Source organism: Pseudolysinimonas sp., from assembly GCF_049651805.1.
GTDB lineage: Bacteria > Actinomycetota > Actinomycetes > Actinomycetales > Microbacteriaceae > Pseudolysinimonas_A.
The window spans coordinates 60,891-80,454 of record NZ_JBASCU010000008.1; the positions used below are offsets into that span (position 1 = coordinate 60,891).

21 protein-coding genes and 2 tRNA genes are annotated in these 19,564 nt (G+C 69.5%); 10 read left to right on the forward strand and 13 right to left on the reverse strand.

Annotated features, from left to right (window positions below):
• Positions 1–28: 28 nt before the first annotated feature.
• Positions 29–946 (forward strand): carbohydrate kinase family protein, encoded by a 918-nt coding sequence (locus WBL06_RS01335; RefSeq protein WP_424454167.1) that lies wholly within the window; start codon positions 29–31, stop codon positions 944–946.
• A 151-nt stretch (positions 947–1,097) separates the two neighbouring features.
• Here the strand turns inward: WBL06_RS01335 and WBL06_RS01340 are convergent, their stop codons facing one another.
• The gene (locus WBL06_RS01340; protein WP_424454168.1) at positions 1,098–2,564 is read right to left on the reverse strand and encodes a helix-turn-helix domain-containing protein; all 1,467 of its coding nucleotides are present in this window, start codon (positions 2,562–2,564) and stop codon (positions 1,098–1,100) included.
• A 104-nt stretch (positions 2,565–2,668) separates the two neighbouring features.
• Between WBL06_RS01340 and aceA the strand changes: the two genes are divergently transcribed.
• The 3 genes from aceA to WBL06_RS01355 are packed head-to-tail and all read left to right on the forward strand — an operon-like array spanning position 2,669 to position 5,990.
• The gene (gene aceA / locus WBL06_RS01345) at positions 2,669–4,000 is read left to right on the forward strand and encodes an isocitrate lyase (protein WP_424454169.1); all 1,332 of its coding nucleotides are present in this window, start codon (positions 2,669–2,671) and stop codon (positions 3,998–4,000) included.
• Positions 4,001–4,050: 50 nt separating this feature from the next.
• Positions 4,051–5,691, forward strand: a complete 1,641-nt coding sequence (aceB, locus tag WBL06_RS01350; protein ID WP_424454170.1) for a malate synthase A — start codon at positions 4,051–4,053, stop codon at positions 5,689–5,691.
• Entirely contained in the window at positions 5,688–5,990 is a 303-nt protein-coding gene (locus WBL06_RS01355; RefSeq protein WP_424454171.1) for a hypothetical protein, read from the forward strand. The genes aceB and WBL06_RS01355 overlap by 4 nt, the downstream gene beginning before the upstream one ends.
• 20 nt (positions 5,991–6,010) lie before the next feature.
• Here the strand turns inward: WBL06_RS01355 and WBL06_RS01360 are convergent, their stop codons facing one another.
• Entirely contained in the window at positions 6,011–6,637 is a 627-nt protein-coding gene (locus tag WBL06_RS01360) for a GyrI-like domain-containing protein (RefSeq protein WP_424454172.1), read from the reverse strand.
• Between the two features lie 73 nt (positions 6,638–6,710).
• Here WBL06_RS01360 and WBL06_RS01365 point away from each other — a divergent pair, with 73 nt between their 5' ends.
• Both WBL06_RS01365 and WBL06_RS01370 read left to right on the forward strand, forming a co-directional pair.
• Positions 6,711–6,980 (forward strand): hypothetical protein, encoded by a 270-nt coding sequence (locus WBL06_RS01365; RefSeq protein WP_424454173.1) that lies wholly within the window; start codon positions 6,711–6,713, stop codon positions 6,978–6,980.
• Positions 6,977–7,381, forward strand: a complete 405-nt coding sequence (locus WBL06_RS01370; RefSeq protein ID WP_424454174.1) for a type II toxin-antitoxin system VapC family toxin — start codon at positions 6,977–6,979, stop codon at positions 7,379–7,381. Before WBL06_RS01365 ends, WBL06_RS01370 begins: the two co-directional genes overlap by 4 nt.
• On the opposite strand, the gene WBL06_RS01375 is transcribed toward WBL06_RS01370, so the two are convergent.
• From WBL06_RS01375 to WBL06_RS01390, 4 genes are all read right to left on the reverse strand, one after another.
• Positions 7,372–8,487: a UDP-N-acetylmuramate dehydrogenase gene (locus tag WBL06_RS01375; protein WP_424454175.1), complete on the reverse strand. Its 1,116-nt coding sequence runs from the start codon at positions 8,485–8,487 to the stop codon at positions 7,372–7,374. The genes WBL06_RS01370 and WBL06_RS01375 overlap by 10 nt on opposite strands.
• A complete protein-coding gene (locus WBL06_RS01380; RefSeq protein ID WP_424454176.1) occupies positions 8,484–8,891 on the reverse strand; it encodes a MaoC/PaaZ C-terminal domain-containing protein in 408 nt (135 codons plus the stop codon). Before WBL06_RS01380 ends, WBL06_RS01375 begins: the two co-directional genes overlap by 4 nt.
• Positions 8,891–9,337, reverse strand: a complete 447-nt coding sequence (locus WBL06_RS01385; protein ID WP_424454177.1) for an FAS1-like dehydratase domain-containing protein — start codon at positions 9,335–9,337, stop codon at positions 8,891–8,893. Before WBL06_RS01385 ends, WBL06_RS01380 begins: the two co-directional genes overlap by 1 nt.
• A 381-nt stretch (positions 9,338–9,718) precedes the next feature.
• On the reverse strand, positions 9,719–10,348 hold the full coding sequence (locus tag WBL06_RS01390; protein ID WP_424454178.1) for a DUF2510 domain-containing protein: 630 nt from the start codon (positions 10,346–10,348) through the stop codon (positions 9,719–9,721).
• A 33-nt stretch (positions 10,349–10,381) separates the two neighbouring features.
• Between WBL06_RS01390 and WBL06_RS01395 the strand changes: the two genes are divergently transcribed.
• From WBL06_RS01395 to WBL06_RS01405, 3 genes are read left to right on the forward strand one after another with little or no spacing between them, the layout of a single operon-like run.
• A complete protein-coding gene (locus tag WBL06_RS01395; protein WP_424454179.1) occupies positions 10,382–10,942 on the forward strand; it encodes a hypothetical protein in 561 nt (186 codons plus the stop codon).
• 50 nt (positions 10,943–10,992) lie between these two features.
• The gene (locus WBL06_RS01400) at positions 10,993–12,405 is read left to right on the forward strand and encodes an NAD(P)/FAD-dependent oxidoreductase (protein WP_424454180.1); all 1,413 of its coding nucleotides are present in this window, start codon (positions 10,993–10,995) and stop codon (positions 12,403–12,405) included.
• Positions 12,402–12,746, forward strand: coding sequence for a cupin domain-containing protein (locus WBL06_RS01405; RefSeq protein WP_424454181.1), 345 nt, complete (start codon positions 12,402–12,404; stop codon positions 12,744–12,746). The genes WBL06_RS01400 and WBL06_RS01405 overlap by 4 nt, the downstream gene beginning before the upstream one ends.
• Here WBL06_RS01405 and WBL06_RS01410 read toward each other — a convergent pair.
• The 6 genes from WBL06_RS01410 to WBL06_RS01435 all read right to left on the reverse strand — a co-directional run bounded on the left by WBL06_RS01410 (position 12,734) and on the right by WBL06_RS01435 (position 16,880).
• Entirely contained in the window at positions 12,734–13,501 is a 768-nt protein-coding gene (locus tag WBL06_RS01410; RefSeq protein WP_424454182.1) for an SGNH/GDSL hydrolase family protein, read from the reverse strand. The genes WBL06_RS01405 and WBL06_RS01410 overlap by 13 nt on opposite strands.
• A gap of 9 nt (positions 13,502–13,510) precedes the next feature.
• On the reverse strand, positions 13,511–14,362 hold the full coding sequence (locus tag WBL06_RS01415; protein ID WP_424454183.1) for a metal-dependent hydrolase: 852 nt from the start codon (positions 14,360–14,362) through the stop codon (positions 13,511–13,513).
• A gap of 499 nt (positions 14,363–14,861) precedes the next feature.
• Entirely contained in the window at positions 14,862–15,491 is a 630-nt protein-coding gene (locus tag WBL06_RS01420) for a DUF433 domain-containing protein (RefSeq protein WP_424454184.1), read from the reverse strand.
• Between the two features lie 193 nt (positions 15,492–15,684).
• A tRNA-Met gene (locus WBL06_RS01425) sits at positions 15,685–15,758 on the reverse strand.
• A 44-nt stretch (positions 15,759–15,802) separates the two neighbouring features.
• Positions 15,803–15,874: transfer RNA gene (locus tag WBL06_RS01430), tRNA-Thr, on the reverse strand.
• 70 nt (positions 15,875–15,944) lie between these two features.
• Positions 15,945–16,880: an AraC family transcriptional regulator gene (locus WBL06_RS01435; protein WP_424454185.1), complete on the reverse strand. Its 936-nt coding sequence runs from the start codon at positions 16,878–16,880 to the stop codon at positions 15,945–15,947.
• 83 nt (positions 16,881–16,963) lie between these two features.
• Here WBL06_RS01435 and WBL06_RS01440 point away from each other — a divergent pair, with 83 nt between their 5' ends.
• Complete coding sequence (locus WBL06_RS01440) at positions 16,964–17,662, forward strand: alpha/beta hydrolase (protein WP_424454186.1); 699 nt, start codon at positions 16,964–16,966, stop codon at positions 17,660–17,662.
• On the opposite strand, the gene WBL06_RS01445 is transcribed toward WBL06_RS01440, so the two are convergent.
• A complete protein-coding gene (locus WBL06_RS01445) occupies positions 17,659–19,509 on the reverse strand; it encodes a glycoside hydrolase family 13 protein (RefSeq protein WP_424454187.1) in 1,851 nt (616 codons plus the stop codon). The two genes, WBL06_RS01440 and WBL06_RS01445, sit on opposite strands and share 4 nt — an antisense overlap.
• Positions 19,510–19,564 lie beyond the last annotated feature (55 nt).

The window sequence follows — 19,564 nt, forward strand, 5'->3', positions numbered from 1 at the left end:
CGGCCCCGGAGGAACGATGTACGACCCTATGAGTGCCGACCGGGTGCTGGTCGTCGGCGAGGCCCTCGTCGACGTGGTGCGCCGCGACAACGACGTGGTGCATCCCGGCGGAAGTCCGCTCAACGTCGCCGTCGGGCTCCAGCGTCTCGGGGTCGCGACCACCCTCCACTCCAGCTTCGGCGCCGACCGGCACGGGGCCGCGATCGCCGCGCACCTCGACGCCAGTGGCGTGAGCGTCACCCCGACGACGATCGGCGACCACCCCACCTCCGTCGCCCTCGCGACGATCGGCTCGGACGGCGCCGCGACCTACACCTTCTCCATCGACTGGCGACCGGCTCCGCTCGACGTCGCCGCGGGAACGATCGACGCGCTGCACGTCGGGTCGATCGGCGCCGCTCTGGAACCCGGCGCCACCACCGTGGAGCGCCTGCTGGCGAAGCTGCAGCCGACGACGCTGATCAGCTTCGACCCCAACGTCCGACCCCAACTCATGGGCTCGCCCGACGCAGCGCGGCCCCGAATCGAGCGGATCGTCGCGGTCGCCGACGTGGTCAAGGCAAGCGACGAAGACCTCGCCTGGTTGTACCCGGATGCCACCATCCCGCAGGTCATGGACGCCTGGCTCGCGCTCGGCCCGGCCCTCGTCGTCGTCACCCGCGGCGGCGACGGAGCGGAAGCCCTCACCGCGAGCGGCGCGGTGCACGTGCCCGCGCCGCCCACCCAGGTCGTCGACACAATCGGCGCCGGTGACTCATTCATGGCCGGCCTGCTCGCCGCGTTGAGCGACCGCGGCCTGCTGGCCGCCGACCGGCGCGACGCCCTGCGCGAGCTGCCGGCATCCGATATCGCCCAGATCGTGACCTTCGCCGCCCGCTGCGCCGCGATCACGGTGTCCCGCCCCGGCGCCGACCCCCCGACGCGCGCCCACCTCGCCGAGCACTAGCAACGTTTCGCGAGCCCCGCCCCGCGCCCCGCGTGAGCGCCTCCTGCCATTCCCGCGCGCCGATTTGCACGAATGAACGCTTCGGGAGCGCGAATTGGCGCGGATGAACGGAGGGACCGACACCCGACGAGGCGAGAGGGCGAGGGGGAAGTTACTCGGGGGCGTGAGCGTCGAGGAACTCGTAGACCTCGGTGAGGTCGACGCCCGTGAAGGTGCCGGAGGGCATCGCGGCGAGCAGCGACGAGTTGAGTCGCGCCGACGGCCACGCCTTGTCGGCCCACCGTGCGGCGAGGTCGGAGTCGGGCTGCCGGCAGCACGTCGGATCCGGGCACCTCGACGTCTGCCGCCGCACGGTGTCGCGCCCGCGGAACCATTTCACGTGCGCGAAGGGCGTGCCGACGCTCACCGAGAACGAGCCCGACGCGGTGCCCTGGATGCTGGAGGTGCACCAGTAGGTGCCGGTCGGCTTGTCGGTGTACTGGTGGTAGGGGCTGAACCGGTCGTCGACGGCGAACACCTGCCGCGCGCTCCAGTACCGGCAGACCATCTGCCCCTCGACGGCGCCGAGCACGTCGGTGGGGAAGAGCGCTCCGTCGTTCTCGTACGCCTTCGAGATCGCGCCGCTGGCGTGCACTTTGAGGAAGTGCACCGGGATGCCGAGATGCTCGGTGGCGAGGTTGGTGAACCGGTGGGCCGCCGTCTCGTAGGTGACGGCGAACGCGTCCCGGAGGTCTTCGACGCTCAGCTCGCGGGCATCCTTCGCGCTCTTCAGGAAGGCGACGGCGCTCTCTTCGGGAATGAGCAGCGCGCCGGCGAGGTAGTTGGTCTCGACCCGCTGGCGCAGCAGGTCGGCGTAGTCGCGCGGCTCCTGCTTGCCGAGCACGTGCGCGGCGAGCGCCTGCAGCAACGCCGAGCGCGGGTCACCGCCGGTGGCGTGCCGCACCGGCAGGTAGATGCGGCCGTTGGCGTGGTCGGTGACGCTGCGGGTGGTCTCCGGCAGGTCGGCGACGTAGTGCAGGGTGAAGCCGAGGTGGCTGGCGAGGTCGGCCGCGACGCGCTGGCTCAGCGGACCGCCCCGATGCCCGACCGCGGCGAGCAGGTCGCGGGCGATCGTCTCGAGCTCGACGAAGTGGTTGCCGGCCTTGCGCTGCTCGGCGCGCAACTCGACGTTCGCCCGCCGGGCCTCCTCAGGGGTCGCCGCCCGCTCCTCGTGAAGGCGCCGCAGCTCGTCGTGCAGACCGAGGATCGTCTCGATGGCCTCATCTGACAGCGTCTTGCGCACCGGGAGCGCCGGCAGACCGAGGCTCGCGTAGAGCGGGGCGCGTTGCACGCGCTCGAGCGCGATCTCGAGGGCGGCGCGCTTCGACGGGGGTTCGGGGCTCAGCAGGTCGTCGAGGGTGACCCCGAGGATGCGCGCCAGCTTCTGCAGCTCCCCGAGCTTGAGGTCGCGCTTGCCGTTCTCGATGACCGACACCTGCGACGGCGCCCGCCCGAGTTCGGCGGCGAGCGCGTCGAGCGTCATGCCGCGATCGGTGCGGAGCTGACGGATGCGACGGCCGACGGTGAGCGGATCCAGCATCTCTTCATCGTCGAGGTCTTCTGCGCGCGACAGGGTCATGACAGCATCCTGGCGCCTCGATTCCTTTCGCGGAATAGAAGAATGCTGAATCTTCTGTCGATCAATCTGGGAAAGACCGGCCGCAACCCACGCACGCTGGGGTCATGACCAACAACACCGGCCGCGGCGCTCGCCCCGGCGACATGACCCAGACCGCCGCCGACCTCGAGACCGAGTGGGCCGCCGACCCGCGCTGGAGCGACGTCACGCGCGACTACACCGCGCAGGATGTCATCGACCTCCGTGGCCCCGTTCGCGAGGAGCGCACGCTCGCCCGTCGCGGCGCCGAGAAGCTGTGGGAGCTCATCCAAGACAACGACGATCCCGACGAGTGGGTCTCCGCGCTGGGGGCGCTCACCGGCAACCAGGCCGTGCAGCAGGTGCGCGCCGGACTGAAGGCGATCTACCTCTCCGGCTGGCAGGTGGCCGCCGACGCGAACCTCTCGGGCCAGACCTACCCCGACCAGAGCCTCTACCCGGCCAACTCGGTGCCCGCCGTCGTGCGGCGCATCAACAACGCGCTGCTGCGCACCGGGCAGATCGAGGTTTCGACAGGCTCAACCAGCGGAGAGGGGGACCGCGACTGGATGGTTCCGATCGTGGCGGATGCCGAAGCCGGCTTCGGCGGACCGCTCAACGCCTACGAGTTGATGAGCTCGATGATCGAGGCCGGCGCGGCCGGCGTGCACTGGGAGGACCAGCTCGCGAGCGAGAAGAAGTGCGGGCACATGGGCGGCAAGGTGCTCATCCCGACCAGCCAACACATCCGCACCCTCAACGCGGCCCGCTTGGCCGCCGACGTGGCGGGCGTGCCGACGATCGTGATCGCGCGCACCGATGCCCTCGCGGCGACGCTGCTCACGAGCGACCACGACGAGCGCGACAAGCCGTTCACCACCGGGGAGCGCACCGCCGAGGGCTTCTACACCGTGCAGAACGGCATCGGTCCGGTTCTCGCCCGCGGGCACGCGTACGCCCCCTACGCCGACCTGCTCTGGGTGGAGTCCGACAAGCCGAACCTCGAGCTGGCGCGTGAGTTCGCCGAGAGCATCCATGCCGAGTTCCCGAACCAGAAGCTGGCCTACAACTGCTCGCCGTCGTTCAACTGGAAGCAGCACCTCGACGATCGGCAAATCGCGAAGTTCCAGCGCGAGCTTTCGGCGATGGGCTACGCGTTCCAGTTCATCACTCTGGCCGGCTTCCACGCCCTCAACCACTCGATGTTCGAACTGGCGACCGGCTACCGCGACCGCCAGATGAGCGCCTACGTCGAGCTGCAGGAGGCCGAGTTCGCCTCTGAGTCCTACGGCTACACGGCGACGAAGCACCAGCGCGAGGTGGGCACCGGCTACTTCGACAAGATCGCCACCGCCCTCAACCCGTCGAGCGCAACGCTCGCCCTCGTGGGCTCCACCGAATCCGAGCAGTTCCACTGAACCGCCCGGCTGACGAACACCGTCTTCACGACACGAAGAGAGAAGAGACCATGGACATCCGCATCGAGATCAACGGCCCGACCGGCGATCGCTACGACGAGATCCTCACCCCCGAGGCGCTCGAGTTCCTCACCCGGCTGCACGACCTGTTCCTCGGCCGGCGGCAAGAGCGCCTCGCCGGGCGCATGCTGTTCCGCCAGGCGATCGACAACGGGCGCAACCTGCGATTCCTGGATGACGAGAACGACATCCGCCGCAACCGGTCGTGGCGTGTTGCCGGACCCGGACCCGGGCTGCACGACCGCCGCGTCGAGATCACCGGGCCGACCGATCGCAAGATGACCGTGAACGCCCTCAACTCGGGCGCGAAGGTGTGGCTGGCCGACTTCGAGGATGCGACGAGCCCGACCTGGGCGAACATCATCGAGGGTCAGATCAACCTGTTCGACGCGATCCGGCGCCAGGTCGACTTCACCTCCGAGGAGGGCAAGGAGTACAAGCTCGGAAGCGAGACCCCGACGATCGTGGCCCGCCCCCGCGGCTGGCACCTCGTCGAGAAGCACCTGCGCTACACCGACCAGGCGGGCACGCGCCAGCCGGCGTCGGCATCCCTCGTCGACTTCGGGCTGTACTTCTTCCACAACGCGGCCGAGCTGATCGACCGCGGCACGGGGCCGTACTTCTACCTGCCGAAGCTCGAGAACCACCTCGAAGCCCGGCTGTGGAACGACGTGTTCACCTTTGCGGAGGCCTACCGCGGCATCCCGCACGGCACGATCCGCGCGACGGTGCTCATCGAGACGATCACGGCGGCGTTCGAGATGGAGGAGATCCTCTACGAGTTGCGCGACCACGCGGCGGGACTCAACGCCGGCCGCTGGGACTACGTGTTCTCGATCATCAAGAACTTCCGCGGACGGGGCGCCGGCTTCGTGCTGCCCGACCGCAAGCAGATCACGATGACGACGCCGTTCATGCGGGCGTACACCGAGTTGCTCGTGGCGACCTGCCACCAGCGCGGTGCGCACGCGATCGGCGGCATGAGCGCGTTCATCCCGAACCGCCGCGACCCCGAGGCCACCGAGAAGGCTCTCGAGCAGGTGGCGGCCGACAAGCGCCGCGAGGCCCGCGACGGCTTCGACGGAACCTGGGTGGCGCATCCGGACCTCGTGCCGACCGCGTACGCGGAGTTCGACGCGGTGCTCGGCGACCGCCCCAACCAGGTCGACCGGCTGCGCGAAGACGTGCAGGTCGCCGCAGCCGACCTCGTCGATCTCACGATCGACGGCGAGGTGACGGATGCCGGGGTGCGTGCCAACGTGTCGATCGCGTTGCGCTATATCGAGGCCTGGCTGCGCGGCCTGGGCGCGGTGGCGCTCGATGGCCTGATGGAGGATGCCGCCACCGCCGAGATCTCGCGGTCGCAGCTCTGGCAGTGGGCGGCCCAGCGCGTGCGCACGACCGAAGGGACGCTCGTGACGCGGGAGTGGATGGAGCGCATCCTCATCGAGGAACTCGACCGGCTGAGCCCCTCAACGGCGAGCGGCGAGGAGGGCAGCCGCTTCGAGGATGCCGCCGCGATCTTCCGCGACGTAACGCTCGAGGACGACTTCCCGCCGTTCCTCACCGTTCCGGCCTACACCCGCTATCTCGTCGACACTGTTCCGGCCACGACGGCGGTGGCGGCATGATCCGCGTCGTGCTCGCCGGTTCGACGCCGGACGTCCGGGCCTCCCTTGCAAGGCAACTCGCGGAGCGGCTCGGGCTTCCGGCGGGCGACGGATTCGTGTTCGCCGACCCGCCGACCGACGCTCTCGCGTTCGACGCCGAGCTCGCGCGGCGTGGCATGGAGGTGGATGCCCTCATCCATCTGGGCGGCGCCCCCGACGCGCTGCTCGACCACTACGGTCGCGCGCTCATCGAGGCGACGCCCGACGTCGACGTCATCCTCGACCGCCTACGAGAGGCGTTGGCGACCTTCGCTGGTTGAGTAGCCGCGAAGCGGCCTACTCAACCAACGAGGTCGGTCGCGGCGACGGGCTGGCGCAGGATGGTGCGGAACTTCGCGGGGTCGACCTTGCGGGTGTCGCTGAAGTAGATCTCGTGGTGCCGGCCGGTCAGACCTGCGCCGGCACCCGGGATGAACTCGTCGTGCATCCGCGCGAGCGTCTCGGCCTCGTCGTCGAACGGCCCGAGGTGCAGCGTCTGCACGCAGCGACCCTCCTCCAGGGTCTCGAGTCGCACGTCTTCGAGGCCCGGCGGGCGGCTGCGCGTTGCCACCACCCGCACCGCTTCGTCGACATCGGCCTGCGTCACCCAGTCGGGCACCAGGTTGAGCAGCGTCCAGTCCCACTGCGACTTGTCGCGACGTGAGGTGAACGCCGCCATGTCGGGAGCCGACCACAGCGCTTCCAGCGGCGGCACAACGTAGTCGCGACCGGCGTGTTCGCTCGCAAACTTCAGCTTGTAGGCGACCGGGTAGATCGTCGAGATCGCGTCGCTGTAAGCGCTCGTGTTCGGATCGCCGCGCCCGTCGATCATCAGGTACTGCCGCGGCGGCAGGTCGAGGATGCGGAACTCCCCGGCCTTCGCGCGATAGCTGTCGAGGGTCTTCCTGAAGTCGGTCGCAGCGGCCACTTCAGTATTCAAGCCCGACCCACTGATCCCAAACGTCGGTGCCGCACCATCGCCTCGGTGTTACACTTCCGGCATGCCCACCGTCCGACCACGCCACACGATCACCGAGACCGACGAGATCGCCCGCGCTCTCGATCGAGCGGCGCGCGTCTGGCCGGAACTCCGCGACGACCGCGGAGCGCTCCTGAGACGGATCCTTGAGCGGGGAACCGCAGAACTCGACCGCGAGGCCGATGCCTGGCTGGCCCGACGCCGCGCGGCGATCCGAGAGACGGCGGGCAGCCTCACTGGCGTCTACCGGCCGAATGAGGCGCAGCTCCTGCGCGATGAGTGGCCCGATTGATCGTCTTCGACGCCGGGGTGCTGATCGCCCACCTCGAACCGTCTGACCTGTTCCACGACGCCGCGACCGGCTTCCTCGAGGAGTTCGAAGAGTTCGACTTCGCCGCGAGTGTCGTCACGCTCGCGGAATGCCTAGTGCGACCCGCCCAGTTCGGCCGTTCGTCCGAGGCCATCGCGAAACTCGATCGGCTCGAGCTCATCCGGCTCGACGTGGCCGCCGACGCGGGCAGCCGCATCGCGGACATCCGCGCGCACACCCGTCTCAAAATGCCCGACGCGATCGTGCTGTACACGGCCGAGCGCGAGGGCGCCGAACTTGTGACGACCGATCGCGGGCTGTCGGGTGCGGCGACCGCTCGCGGCGTCGTCGCACACCAACTCGAGGCAGGCACTCAGAGCTGAACACCCACGAGCACGGGCTCCGGCTGTAGGTTGACGCCGAACTCGGCGAGCACGCGGGTCTGGATGTAGCCGGCCAGCTGCACCACCTCGGCCGCGGTCGCCCCGCCGCGGTTGACGATTGCCAGCGTGTGCTTGCTCGACACCGCGGCCCGCGACCCCGGAAGCGCGAACCCCCGCGTGATGCCGGCCCTCTCGATGAGCCACGCGGCACTGAGTTTCACGAGGTACTCGCCGCGCACGATGTGCGGGATGTCGGCGCCGAGCGGCAGCACCCGTGCGGCCTCCTCGGGCGCTGTCGGCCAGCGCGGCGCGTCGGCGGGCAGGCCGCGGGCGAAGGTCTCGGTGACGACCGGGTTGGTGAAGAACGATCCCGCGCTCGCCGCGTCGGGGTCTGCCGGATCCCACAGCATGCCCTTCGCCCCGCGCAGTTCGAGCACGGCGGCACGCAATTCTGAGACCGGCACCCGATCGCCGATGCGCACGTTCAGCGCCGATGCGAGCTGTGCGTACGCGATCGGTTGGCTCAAGCCGCCGCGCCGTCCTGAGCCTGTCGAAGGGTCATCGGCGAGGGCGAGTTCGAGCGACACGACGAGACCGAGCAGCCCGCGTTTGAGCGAACTCGTGCGGTAGCCGAGCCCGAGCTCCGAAGCGGCGACCCGCCTCAGCTTGCCGGTGTCGAAGTCGAGGAAGTCGATCGCGACGAGACTGCTGCTGAGTTCCTGCCCGTACGCCCCGATGTTCTGCACCGGCGCCGCGCCGGCAAGACCCGGGATGCCCGAGAGCGCTTCGATGCCCGACCAGCCGTTCTCGACCGCGTGGGCGACCACGTCATCCCAGGGCTCGCCGGCCTCGACGGTCAGTCGCACCGGCCGCGCACCCTCGACGCGGGTCGAGGTCATGCCCCGGGTGGCGACGCGGATGACGTCACCGTCGAAGCCCTCGTCGGCGACGACGACGTTCGACCCGCCGCCGATCAGCAGCCAGTCTTCGGGCGATCCCCACACGGCGAGGGTCTGCTCGATCAGCTCGGCGCGGCTCGCCGGCTGCGCGAGCCGGGCGGCGGGACCGCCGACCCCGAGCGTAGTGAGTTCGGCGAGGGTGGTCATCCGGCCGGCGGCACCACGCGCACCTGCGCCTTGCCGAGCACCGTCTGCTCGCCGAAGGTGACGGTGAGGTCGATTCGTACCACCGCATCCTCGATGGCGCCGACCTTCGCCACGACGGTCACGACGGCGCCGGTCTCAGGGTCGACGATGACGGGGCGGGTGAACTTCACCTGGTAGTCGAGCACCTTGCCCGGGTCGCCGAGCCAGTCGACGACCGGCTGCACGGCGAGGCCCATGGTGAGCATGCCGTGGGCGAGCACGCCGGGAAGACCGACAGTCTGCGCGACGTCGTCGCGGTAGTGGATGGGATTGAAGTCGCCCGACGCCCCGGCGTAGCGCACGAGCGAGTCGCGGGTGAGCGGGAAGCTGGCTTCGGCGACGATCTCGCCGACCTCGAGCGCCATCAGTCGTCACCCCGCACGACGAGAGTGGATGTCGCGGTCACGACGTGCGCGCCGGTCGCGTCGGCGATCGCCGACTCCGACGTCACCATGCTGTGGCCGCCGATCGACTTGACGCTCGTGATCGTCATCGTCGCCGTGAGTTCGTCGCCGGCGACGATCGGGCGGCTGAACGAGAAGCGCTGGTCGCCGTGCACGACGCGCGTGAAGTCGACGCCCGCGTCGGGGTCGTCGAGCAACTGCTGCAGCGTCGCGCCGGTCACCACGATGGGGAAGGTCGGCGGGGCGACGACATCCGCGTACCCGGCCGCGCGCGCCGCCTCGGGGTCGGAGTGGATGGGGTGGCCGGCGAAGACGGCGCGGGCAAACTCGCGCACCTTCTCGCGGCCGACGAGGTACGGGGCGACGGGCGGGTAGACCCGCCCCTCGACGCTTGCATTCACGGGCACGAGTCGAGCCTATCGACCTCACCCCAGCGCTCTTGAAAAGCAGAGGGCCCTTAAATGCTCGAGACCCCGGCGACTGAAGTCTGCCGAGGCCTCGAAGGCTGGGGTGCCGTTACTGGCAGCTCTCGCACTGCAGGTCGTCCATCGGATCGACCGGAACGGAGTAGCCACCCACGGTGTCGACGTCGTTCATGGGAACCTCCTCGAAGTCTTTGCCCCCGCTGACTGCGCTGGCCCGCGGGGCCGGTGGCCGCCGCGTGAATCACCACTATATAACCGGAATCACACGAATGTCATTCCCCTACATCTTGTGTTTTCGGCGTGTCGCGCTGGAGTCACAGGCTACGCGCAGCCACCGACATCGATTCGGCCGTCGGGCGACACCTATCGGTAGTCGCGCAGGGTGCTGAAGAGGTCGGCCATGCCGCTGAACATAGTCGCGAGAATCACGATCATCACGACGAGGCTGAACAGCAGAACACCGACCTCCGCCCAGATCGGAGCGTGGCCTGTGCCCGTGCGCCGCGCCACGACCACCGACCGCCCGATCGCGTAGACAACCCCGCCGATGAACGCGAACGCCCAATGGAAAGGGCGGGGAACGCCGCGCGCCGTGAGCTCTTTCGCATCCCGATAGGCGAAGAACACGACGAGTCCGTAAACGGCGTAGCTCACACCCAGCGAGGCCCAGTAGAACGGCGAGAGGAACAGCCCGAACGTTCCCGACATCCCGCTATAGGCGTTGGGATCGGTCGGGTCGATGTCGAACATCGACCCCCACGGTACGAACAGCAACAGCAGGGTGGGCAGCACCGGAAGCAGTACGATCAGCCAGATCCACGGGGTGTTCCAGTCGGTGCCGGGGGGAGCCTTCGGAACCGCGCCCGCCGGGAAGGGCTGCCCGGGGGTGTGGTACAGGTCGGTCCAGGCGTGTCCATTCCAGTAGCGACCGCGGCCTGCGTCGTGCGGATCGGGGTACCAGCCGGCGGATGTGCTCGTGCCCGGTGCGCTCATGATTTGAGCATAGGGCGGCCGTAGGATCGGGCCGTGGCGACGGTCGGGCGAGGCGGGGGCGTGTTCTCGCATCGCTCGCGCACCGCCGACATCGTCGAGGATGCCGCGCTGCTGGCTACCGCCGCGGTGCGCATCGCCGTCAAGAATCTGCTGATCGTGCGAGCGCTGCGCGATCGTGCCGACTTCGACGAGCGCTGGTGGCGTTCGGCCGTGGAACGCGAGTTCGAGCTGCTCGCGGCAGAGAACGAGGCCGACGCCACGCGACTCGAGGGTGTGCGAGCGGCGGCGAAGGGAAAAATCGGACGGGCGCTGCACCCGGCCGACTTCCGGGCACGCGATCGCCCCGTGCTGAAGCGCCGCATCCGCATCCTGCGCAGGATCGCGACGCGCTTGCGTGAGATCGCCGTCGACGAGGATGCCGTGCTCGCTCTGGTCGGGCAGGCGCGGCAGACAGCGTTGGACGAGATCACGACGGCACGGCACGACCCGAGCCCGCGCGCAACGACCGACCCCGGCGAGCGCGCCGCCGGCCTCGCGTTCCTCGCCGACGACCTCGCGGCTCTCGCGGCAGGGCGGTCGATCGACGACGAGTAGCATCCGACGGCGGCCCTGGCGCGTCGGGCGCGGGTCGGCCACGATGAGCTGTGACGACGACGATCTTCGAACGCTCTGCGCCCGCCGATTCCCTGGTGCACGAGGCGTTGCGCGACAGCCGCCCGGCGGTGTTCTGGCTCGAAGACGCGCCCGGCGAACGGGCGCCGCGACTCGAGGGCGACCGGGATGCCGACCTCGCGATCGTCGGCGGCGGCTACACCGGGCTGTGGACCGCGATCCGAGCGCTCGAGCGCAACCCCGGGCGTCGCGTCGTCGTTCTGGAGGCCAAGGAGGTGGGCTGGGCGGCATCCGGACGCAACGGCGGTTTCGTCGAAGCGAGCCTCACCCACGGTGAGGCGAACGGCGAGCGACGCTGGCCCGACGAACTCGCACGGCTCAACGAACTCGGGCACGCCAACCTCGACGCAATCGAAGCCACGGTCGCGCGCTACCGCGTCGACGCCGACTTCGAGCGCACGGGCACGCTGAGCGTCGCGGTCGAGCCGCACCAGGTGGAGTGGCTTGAAGGGCCGAGCACCGACGCCTCCCGGTTCCTCGACGAGAACGCGGTGCGCAACGAGATCCACTCCCCCGCCTTCCTCGCCGGGCGTTGGGACACCCGGGAGACCGCCCTGGTGCATCCGGGAAAGCTCGCGGCGGAGCTGGCCCGGGTCGCCCGCGAGCTCGGGGCGGAGCTCTTCGAGCACTCCCCCGTTCGACGGCTCGACGACGACGGGGGTGCCGTGGTGCTGCACACCGACGGCGGAACGGTGCGCGCGTCGCGGGTGGTGCTCGCGACGAATGCGTTCCCGTCGCTGCTCAAGCGCAACCGGCTGATGACCGTGCCGGTCTACGATTACGTGCTGATGACCGAACCGTTGACCGCCGCGCAGCTCGCCTCGATCGGCTGGATCAACCGGCAGGGGCTCGCCGACCTCGCGAACCAGTTCCACTACTCGCGCCTCACCGCCGACAACCGCATCCTCTTCGGTGGCTACGACGCGATCTACTTCGCCGGCGGCCGCATCCGCCCCCGGTACGAGGAGCGACCCGCGACATTCCAGCGGCTGGCGAGCCACTTCCTCACCTTCTTCCCGCAACTCGAAGGCGTGCGCTTCGGTCACCGCTGGGCGGGGGTCATCGATACCAGCACACGGTTCTGCGCCTTCTTCGGCACGGCCCGCCGCGGCCGCGTCGCCTATGCCGCCGGCTACACCGGGCTCGGCGTCGCAGCGACCCGGTTCGCCGCCGATGTGATGCTCGACAAGCTCGACGGCGTGTCGACTGAGCTAACCGAACTGCGGATGGTGCGCGAGCGGCCCCTGCCGTTCCCACCGGAGCCAGCGGCATCCATCGGCATCAACCTCACCCGCCGCTCGCTCGACCGCGCCGACCACCGCGAGGGGCGCCGCGACGTGCTGCTGAAAACCCTGGATGCCGTCGGCCTGGGGTTCGACTCGTGAGCCTCGACCCCGGAGTGCTCGTCGCGGCGGCGACCGTCGAGGTGCCACTTGAGCCGGTGCCGACCGTGCAGGTGATCGCCGGGGAGCCGTCGGCCGGCTTTGTCGTGCTCGACGAACGCGATGGCCGCGAGATCGGCGTCTGGGAGATGACGCCCGGCACCGCGACCGACACCGAGGTGGACGAGGTGTTCGTCGTGCTCGCCGGCAGCGCCACGGTGTCGTTCGAGTCGCCCGAGGTGCCCGCCATCGAACTCGCGCCGGGCGCGGTGGTGCGCCTCACCGCCGGGATGCGCACGACCTGGGTCGTGCGCGAGACCCTTCGGAAGGTCTACGTCGCCTGAACCGGAGCGACCGTCGTGAACCGCGGATACTTCGGCTCGCGCCCGTCACCCGACGACGTGCCGGTGAGGCGTCGGCGCATCCACGGGCCGAGGTGTTCGCGCAGGTACTCGCTGCGGCCCAGCCGCTCGGGTTCGGCCAGTTCGGTGTAGTTCCACCACTCGACGGGCGCTTCCAGCCCGAGCGCGCTGAGCACCCGGGCGGCGACGCGGTGATGCCCGCGGGAGTTCAGGTGCAGCCGGTCGGCGGCCCAGAACGCGGGCGCGGCGAGGTCGCGATCCGGCCAGTTGAGGGCACGGATGACGTCATCCCTCCCGAGCAGCCGCGACGCGACGATGCGCGACAACGCGTCGCCGCGGCGCTGCACGAGCCCGCCGAACGGCAACTGCCGTGACGGGTTGCCGCCGCTCAGCAGGATGAACGTGACACCCTCCTCGTCGCAGCGCCGCAGCACGTGGCTGAAGGCATCCGCGATCCGGGCGAGCGGAGTGCGGGGCCGCAGCATGTCGTTGCCGCCGCCGTTGAACGACAGGTGCGTCGGCTTCAGGGCGAGCGCCGGCTCCAGCTGCTCGTCGATGATCGGCCACGCGAGCTTGCCGCGGATCGCCAGGTTGGCGTACTCGATCTCGCTGCCCGTGGCATCCGCCCAGCCCTGCGCGACCAGGTCGGCCCACCCGCGTACGACGCCGGGCGCGGGTTCGTCACCGACGCCCTCGGTGAACGAGTCGCCGATCGCGACGTACCGCACGGAATCCACTCGACGACCTTAGGCCTGCGCGGTGGTTGTCATGGTGAGCGCGACGCCGCCCTCGACATCCTCCCGTGCCAGTTCGACCCGCACGGCGGCGAGCTCGCCGAGCGAGGTGAGGTGCGTTCCCCCGCACGGGATGACGGCGTCGCCGCCGGGAAGTTCGCACACCCAGCGGCGGCGGTCGCCGAGGCCGTCGCCGTCACGGTCGATGCGGATGCCGGCGCCCGTCGCGACCCAGTCGGCGAGTCGCGCGTTGGCGGCATCCTCGACCGCCCTGACGTCGTCGAGAGCCGAAACGTCGAAGCCCCGCTTCCGCAGCGACTTGCCGACCCGGTACACGTCGGTCGATCCGAACTCGTGGATGCGCGACGACGCACAGGCGAGTGCATCGAATCCGGGGGCACCGAGGGTGTCGGCGGCAACCTCCTTCGTCCACGCGCTGGCGAGGGCGGCGTCGAGGGCGAGCGATGCGAGGTGGCACGCGGTGTGCCCCGCCGAGAGCGCATGGCGGTAACCCTCGTCGACGGTCACATCAACCTCGTCGCCTACCTGGATGGGGGTGTCGGCGGCCACGACGTGGGCGACGACGAAGGCCCACCGCTCAGCCCCGGTGCGCACCGGGATGTCACCCCCGATGAGGATCTCGCCGCCATCGGTCGCGCCGACGACAGCGTCGATCACCTCTTGGCCGGCGAGGGCGCCGCGGTCGGCGGGCTGGTCGGGCCACCCCGCATCGACGGCATGGAACGCCGTTCGGTCGAGCACCACGCCGAGCCCGTCAGGCAGTGGGAGAGTGGCGAGCACGACGCCACGCGACGTGGTCGCCCCCGCGGGGTAGTCGACGATCGTGTCGGACGAGATGGACATCGGCGAACCTCTCCAGCGAAACCGCCTGTGGTGTCGCAGCGAGGTCAATTATCGGCCGGGCGGCCGCATCAAACTGACTCACCAACCGAAGGGCCGTTCCGCGATGCGACGAGGAAGAGTGCGTGCAATACCCCTTCGGGCGAACGACGGCGTCGTCAGGACGGCTTGGCACCCCAACGCGCGAGCCAAAGGTCCTGATGGCTACTCACCCGCTCGGTGAAGCCGCTTTGGAGGCCACGGAGCCTAAAGGCACTCGGTTCTGGCGACCACTTCTCGACCACGTAGGGCAGCCCTGCGGTTAGCGCGGCAAGCTCAAGGGCAAGCCCTTTGGACCCGCCTACCTTTCCCATGTGTAGGTGGATGAACGTCAGGCGGTTGTCGTGGAGCGCGCGTCGCTCAATGAGTGCCGGCCGTCTCGAAGGTGTGTTGATGCCGGAAGATCAGTCGCAGCGGTCCAAGCGAGACCACGGCCATGTTCTCGTCTAGGAAAAAGTCCATCTCACGCGCTCGCCCGCGATTCTGCCCAATCCGGGATCGACCTCGCGAAGTCGAGCGCGTCGGTGGCTGCCGCTGCGGAAACCCCGGGGTAAAAGGCGTCCACCTCGTCGGGTCCGATTCGCCCGTCGAAGATGAGGTCCGCCACGACGTCAAAGGGGACCCTGGTGCCCTCAATGGTCGGCCACCCACCAAGACGCTGCTCCCGGACCTCAAGGTGGCGCCGCGGGCGGCGTAGGTCAACGACCTTCCCGCGAGGCGTTTCGAACTCACCGAGAATCTCCGTCAACTGCGCAAGGGTGGTCTGACCCGGGTCCGCAAGCACGTCGATACCAACACCGTCGTTCTGCACGACAACGATCGACCGCCCTGTGTCAACCAGCGAGTATCGCGAGGGATGCTCCGTCAGATCGAGGGCCGACATGTGCGAGAAGGCGCGACGGATCTTCTGCAGAGACTTCACACTGCGGAGCTTCACGACGGAGCGGAGCGCGATGATGTCGCGGAGCGAGTAAAGCATCGGCTTCGCACGCGACTCGACTTCAGGAATGAAGAGGCCCGTGCGGCGCCAGTTGTGGAGCTGAGAGACGGAGGCGCCGGAGAGCACAGACGTCTCGGGCACTGGAAACGCCATTCGACCCTCCTTTCCCAGTCGATCAGACTGTACTGCTCACCACCGCGGTTTCCGCTTAGGCGAACGCCACTTGGGGTCGCTTCGCGAGCCAGTAGAGATATTGGTGGGATGCGGTCGCGTTTCAGGGACGAGGTCAACCTCTTGCGAGGTCGGCGACCGTGTCGCTAGAGATCATCCCGAGTCCTGAAATCGGTAGCTGAGGCGGGGCACGATCCCGCGACCTCACGATTATGAGTCGTGCGCTCTAACCAACTGAGCTACTCAGCCAAGGGCAGCTCCCGTCGCCGCCTGGTGCACCGGCGAGAGCGCCGAGCCCCGAGTCAGGATTGAACTGACGACCCCTTCCTTACCATGGAAGTGCTCTACCACTGAGCTATCGGGGCACGCCTCGAACGAGCCGAGGCACCAGGAGACTTTAGCATCCGGGCGCCCGGGGTTCGACCGGATGACGGCCTAGCGCTGGGAGCGCAGCTCCCCCGGCGTCGCCCCGAACCGGGCGCGAAAGCCGCGGTGGAAGTGGGTCGGGTCGCGGAACCCGCTGGCTTCCGCGATGGCCGCGACACTGCGCGTTCGCCAGGCCGGTGAGGTGAGGCGGTCGTGGGCGAGGTCGAGCCGCTCCGCGAGCAACCAGGCGCCGAAGGTTTCGCCGGCTTCCTGAAACACCGACTGAACTGTGCGCCCGGTGAGCCCGAACGCGGCGGCGACATCGTCGGCTCGCAGTGAGGCGTCGGCGATTCGGGAGCGGGCCACGGCCTTGAGGTCGTCAAGGCGTCGGCTCGGCTCGGTCGACGACACGGCGAGCACGCCGAGCAGAGCTCGCACGGGTGCGGCCATGGCCGCCGCGACCTCCGGCCGGCCGGCCTCGACCTCGGCACACATCAGCCGAGCCTGCGTCATCAGCGCCCGCCCGGTGGGAGTGCGGGCGAGCTGCTCGTTGATGCGCAACACGTCACGACGAGTCGGGGCGAACCCGTCGTGCTTCTCGATGCGCAACGAGAACAGCCGGAAGCGCGCCCGGTCGGCGAAGTCGACGACGAACGGCGACTCGCTGTCGAGCAGGATCGGCATCCCCCGGCCGAGCGACCACACGCGATCCAGATGGCTGACGACGTGATCGCCCGAGGTGCTGAGATTGAGGTAGACGGCTTCATCGGGGCGCTGCTTCACGAGCGCCGAGCCGCGGCGCCCGACGTGCCCGGGGGCCCACATGTGCGCGAGCACATCGCCGTCGACCGGGTAGGAGTCGAACGCCGCGTCGAACACTCCTGGGCCCGACCACTCGGTACGGATGCCGAGGTAGACGTCGCTCAGGGCATCCCGGAAGTAGTCGAACCGCTCGGACTCCGGCACGTCGGTGGTGCGCGCGTGCACCGCTTCGCTCATCGTCATCGATTTTCGCTTCCGGCCAGAGATCGGGGCCCCTGACGCTGCCTATCCTGCCCACGAACCATCACCCGCTCAAGGAGAAGACCATGTCGAACGACCCCACCATCCTGCTGGTCCACGGCGCCTGGCACGGCGCCTGGTGTTGGGATGCCGTGCTCACCCGGCTCGAGGCGAAGGGTCGCACCGTGCTCGCGATCGACCTGCCGACCGTGCACGCACCGAACAAGGCGGAACTCGGGATGCTCGACGACGCCCAAGCGGTGCGGCAAACCGTGGATGCCGTGGACGGCCCCGTCGTCGTCGTGGCGCACTCCTACGGCGGGGTGCCGACGACGCACGGACTCGCCGGGGCGACGAACGTCGCCCACATCGTCTACATCGCCGCCTTCGCCCTCGACGCGGGCGAGTCGCTGCTCGGCGCCGTCGGCGGTGTGCCGCCGACCTGGTGGATGGTCGACGGTGCCCTCACCACGGCCGGCAACGACGCCGAACCCGCGGAGTCACTGTTCTTCAACGACCTGCCCGACGACGTCGCCCACGCCAACGCCGCGCGTCTGCTGCCGCAGGCCACGAAGCCGTTCAGCGACGTGGTGACCCAGGTCGCCTGGAAGGGCATCCCGTCGGACTACGTGATCACCGAACGCGACGCGGTCTTCCCGCTCTTCGCGCAGGAAGCGCTGTCGGGCCGCTCGGGGTCGACGGTGCACCGACTGGACACCGGCCACTCGCCGTTCCTGTCGCAGCCCGAAGCGACGGCCGACATCATCGACGCTGCCGGACGCTAGACCGACCAGTCGGGGGCGTCCGCGGGTCCACGTGACCACACCGCGAAAGCGGCGCCCCCGGTGGTGATCACTCCCTCGGCGACGGTGACGTCTCCCTCCGCCAACAACAGGCCGGTGACGCCCAGACCCAGGTCTGCGGTCGTCGCCGATCGCGCAGCGACGACGACCAGCACCTCGTCGACCGACTCTCGGGCGAACGCGATCAGCTCCGCCGACGCGTGCAGCCAGCGCAGGCCGCCGTCGGCGAGCGCGGGATGCTCGGCCCGCAACCGCGCGAGGCGCCGATAGAGCGCGATGCGGTCGGACGCGGCATCCAGCTCCTCCCACGGCAGCGGCGTGCGTGAGTCCTCGCCGTCGACGCCGGTGAGGCCGAACTCGTCGCCTTGCCAGATCGCGGGAATGCCGGGCAGCGTCATGGCGAGCCCCACCGCGACCGGCTCGGTGCCGGGCCTGGCGTCGTTGACGAACCGCGGGATGTCGTGGGTGCCGAGGGCGTTCATCGTGCGAGTGCGCACCCGCCAGGGGAATCCCGCGGCGAACTCGCGGTGCGAGGCGACGGCATCCGCCCCGTCCCAATCCTGCGTCTCGCCGACGATCATGGCGAGCCCGCCGCCGGCGCCGCTGCCGGGCGTGCGCAACCAGTTCCAGATCGGGCGGGTGAAGTTCGCGTAGGTCATCGCACCGTGCCAGGCATCGCCGGTGAAGTCGGTGGCGGCATCCGCGGTGAACTCGCCGAGCAGCAGCGTGTCGGGATTCACCTCGGTCATGGTGCGGCGGATGATCTGCCGCACCTCACCGTTGAGATCGTGCTCGCGGTACCGGCCCGTCATGTTGGCGACGTCGACGCGCCAGCCATCGAGCGAGAACGGCGCCTGCAGGTAGCGACCCACCACCGAGTCGGGGCCCTCGATGAACCGCCGGCGCAGTTCCGTCGACGCCCAGTTGAACTTCGGCAGGCTCGGCACCCCGAGCCACGACACGTACGAGGTCTGAGCGTCATCGAGCCAGAGGAAGAACTCGCTCTCTGGCGCCCCCGGGTTGCCGTACGCCGCCCGGAACCACTCGTGGGCATCCCCGCAGTGGTTGGTCGTGAGGTCGCCGATCACCTTCAAACCGCGGGCATGAGCAGCCTCGACAAGCGACACGAGTGCCTCGTCACCGCCGAGCAGCGGATCGACGTGGTCGAACGACAGCGCGTCGTAGCGGTGGTTCGACCGCGCGGGGAACACCGGGGTCAGGTAGAGCAGCGTCGCGCCGAGCTGCTGGATGTGGTCGAGCCGCTGCTCCACGCCGGCCAGGTCGCCGCCGTAGAACTGCACGGCTGTGTGGCGACGGTCGCCGTCGACCGGGTCGCTCCAGTCGGCCGGCTCGGCCCACTCGGGCAGCTCGCGGGCGTCAGCCTGCGCCGAACGGGCGAACCGGTCGGGGAACACCTGATAGAGCACCGCCGGCGCCGACCACGCGGGGGGTGGGTTTCCGGCGACGAGCCGGAAATCGTCGGCATCCCGAGGGTCGAGGCGGTGGAGCCCCTGGGCGTTCAACCAACGCACCGAACCGTCGTCGAGGGCGAGCCGGAACCGGTAGGGGTGCACCGGGTTCTCGACCGTCACCGAGGACTCCCACCAGGCGACCCCCGCGACGGTGCCGAGGCGGTTCGCCTCCACGTACGACGGCTCGCCGTCGGGTCGAACCCGCACGCGCACCCTCGTCGCCCGCCACGACTCGGGCACCCGCAACCGCACCCGCACGACGTCACCGATCTGGGGCTCGAGGTTCGACACATAGAGGCCCGAGCCGTCGTGGTGCGGCTCGGCCGCGAGGGGCGTCGCGACGGTCTCGAGGGTCATCCGAGCACGCTACCCCGGTGATGTTTCGTACAGGTGACCGCCCATTAGGGTCGAA

Coding starts and splice junctions, on each gene's coding strand:
- WBL06_RS01335 (WP_424454167.1), top strand. CDS start 29: ATGAGTGCCGACCGGGTGCTGGTCGTCGGCGAGGCCCTCGTCGACGTG.
- WBL06_RS01340 (WP_424454168.1), bottom strand. CDS start 2,564: ATGACCCTGTCGCGCGCAGAAGACCTCGACGATGAAGAGATGCTGGAT.
- aceA (WP_424454169.1), top strand. CDS start 2,669: ATGACCAACAACACCGGCCGCGGCGCTCGCCCCGGCGACATGACCCAG.
- aceB (WP_424454170.1), top strand. CDS start 4,051: ATGGACATCCGCATCGAGATCAACGGCCCGACCGGCGATCGCTACGAC.
- WBL06_RS01355 (WP_424454171.1), top strand. CDS start 5,688: ATGATCCGCGTCGTGCTCGCCGGTTCGACGCCGGACGTCCGGGCCTCC.
- WBL06_RS01365 (WP_424454173.1), top strand. CDS start 6,711: ATGCCCACCGTCCGACCACGCCACACGATCACCGAGACCGACGAGATC.
- WBL06_RS01375 (WP_424454175.1), bottom strand. CDS start 8,487: ATGACCACCCTCGCCGAACTCACTACGCTCGGGGTCGGCGGTCCCGCC.
- WBL06_RS01380 (WP_424454176.1), bottom strand. CDS start 8,891: ATGGCGCTCGAGGTCGGCGAGATCGTCGCCGAAGCCAGCTTCCCGCTC.
- WBL06_RS01390 (WP_424454178.1), bottom strand. CDS start 10,348: ATGAGCGCACCGGGCACGAGCACATCCGCCGGCTGGTACCCCGATCCG.
- WBL06_RS01415 (WP_424454183.1), bottom strand. CDS start 14,362: ATGTCCATCTCGTCCGACACGATCGTCGACTACCCCGCGGGGGCGACC.
- WBL06_RS01420 (WP_424454184.1), bottom strand. CDS start 15,491: ATGGCGTTTCCAGTGCCCGAGACGTCTGTGCTCTCCGGCGCCTCCGTC.
- WBL06_RS01435 (WP_424454185.1), bottom strand. CDS start 16,880: ATGACGATGAGCGAAGCGGTGCACGCGCGCACCACCGACGTGCCGGAG.
- WBL06_RS01440 (WP_424454186.1), top strand. CDS start 16,964: ATGTCGAACGACCCCACCATCCTGCTGGTCCACGGCGCCTGGCACGGC.
- WBL06_RS01445 (WP_424454187.1), bottom strand. CDS start 19,509: ATGACCCTCGAGACCGTCGCGACGCCCCTCGCGGCCGAGCCGCACCAC.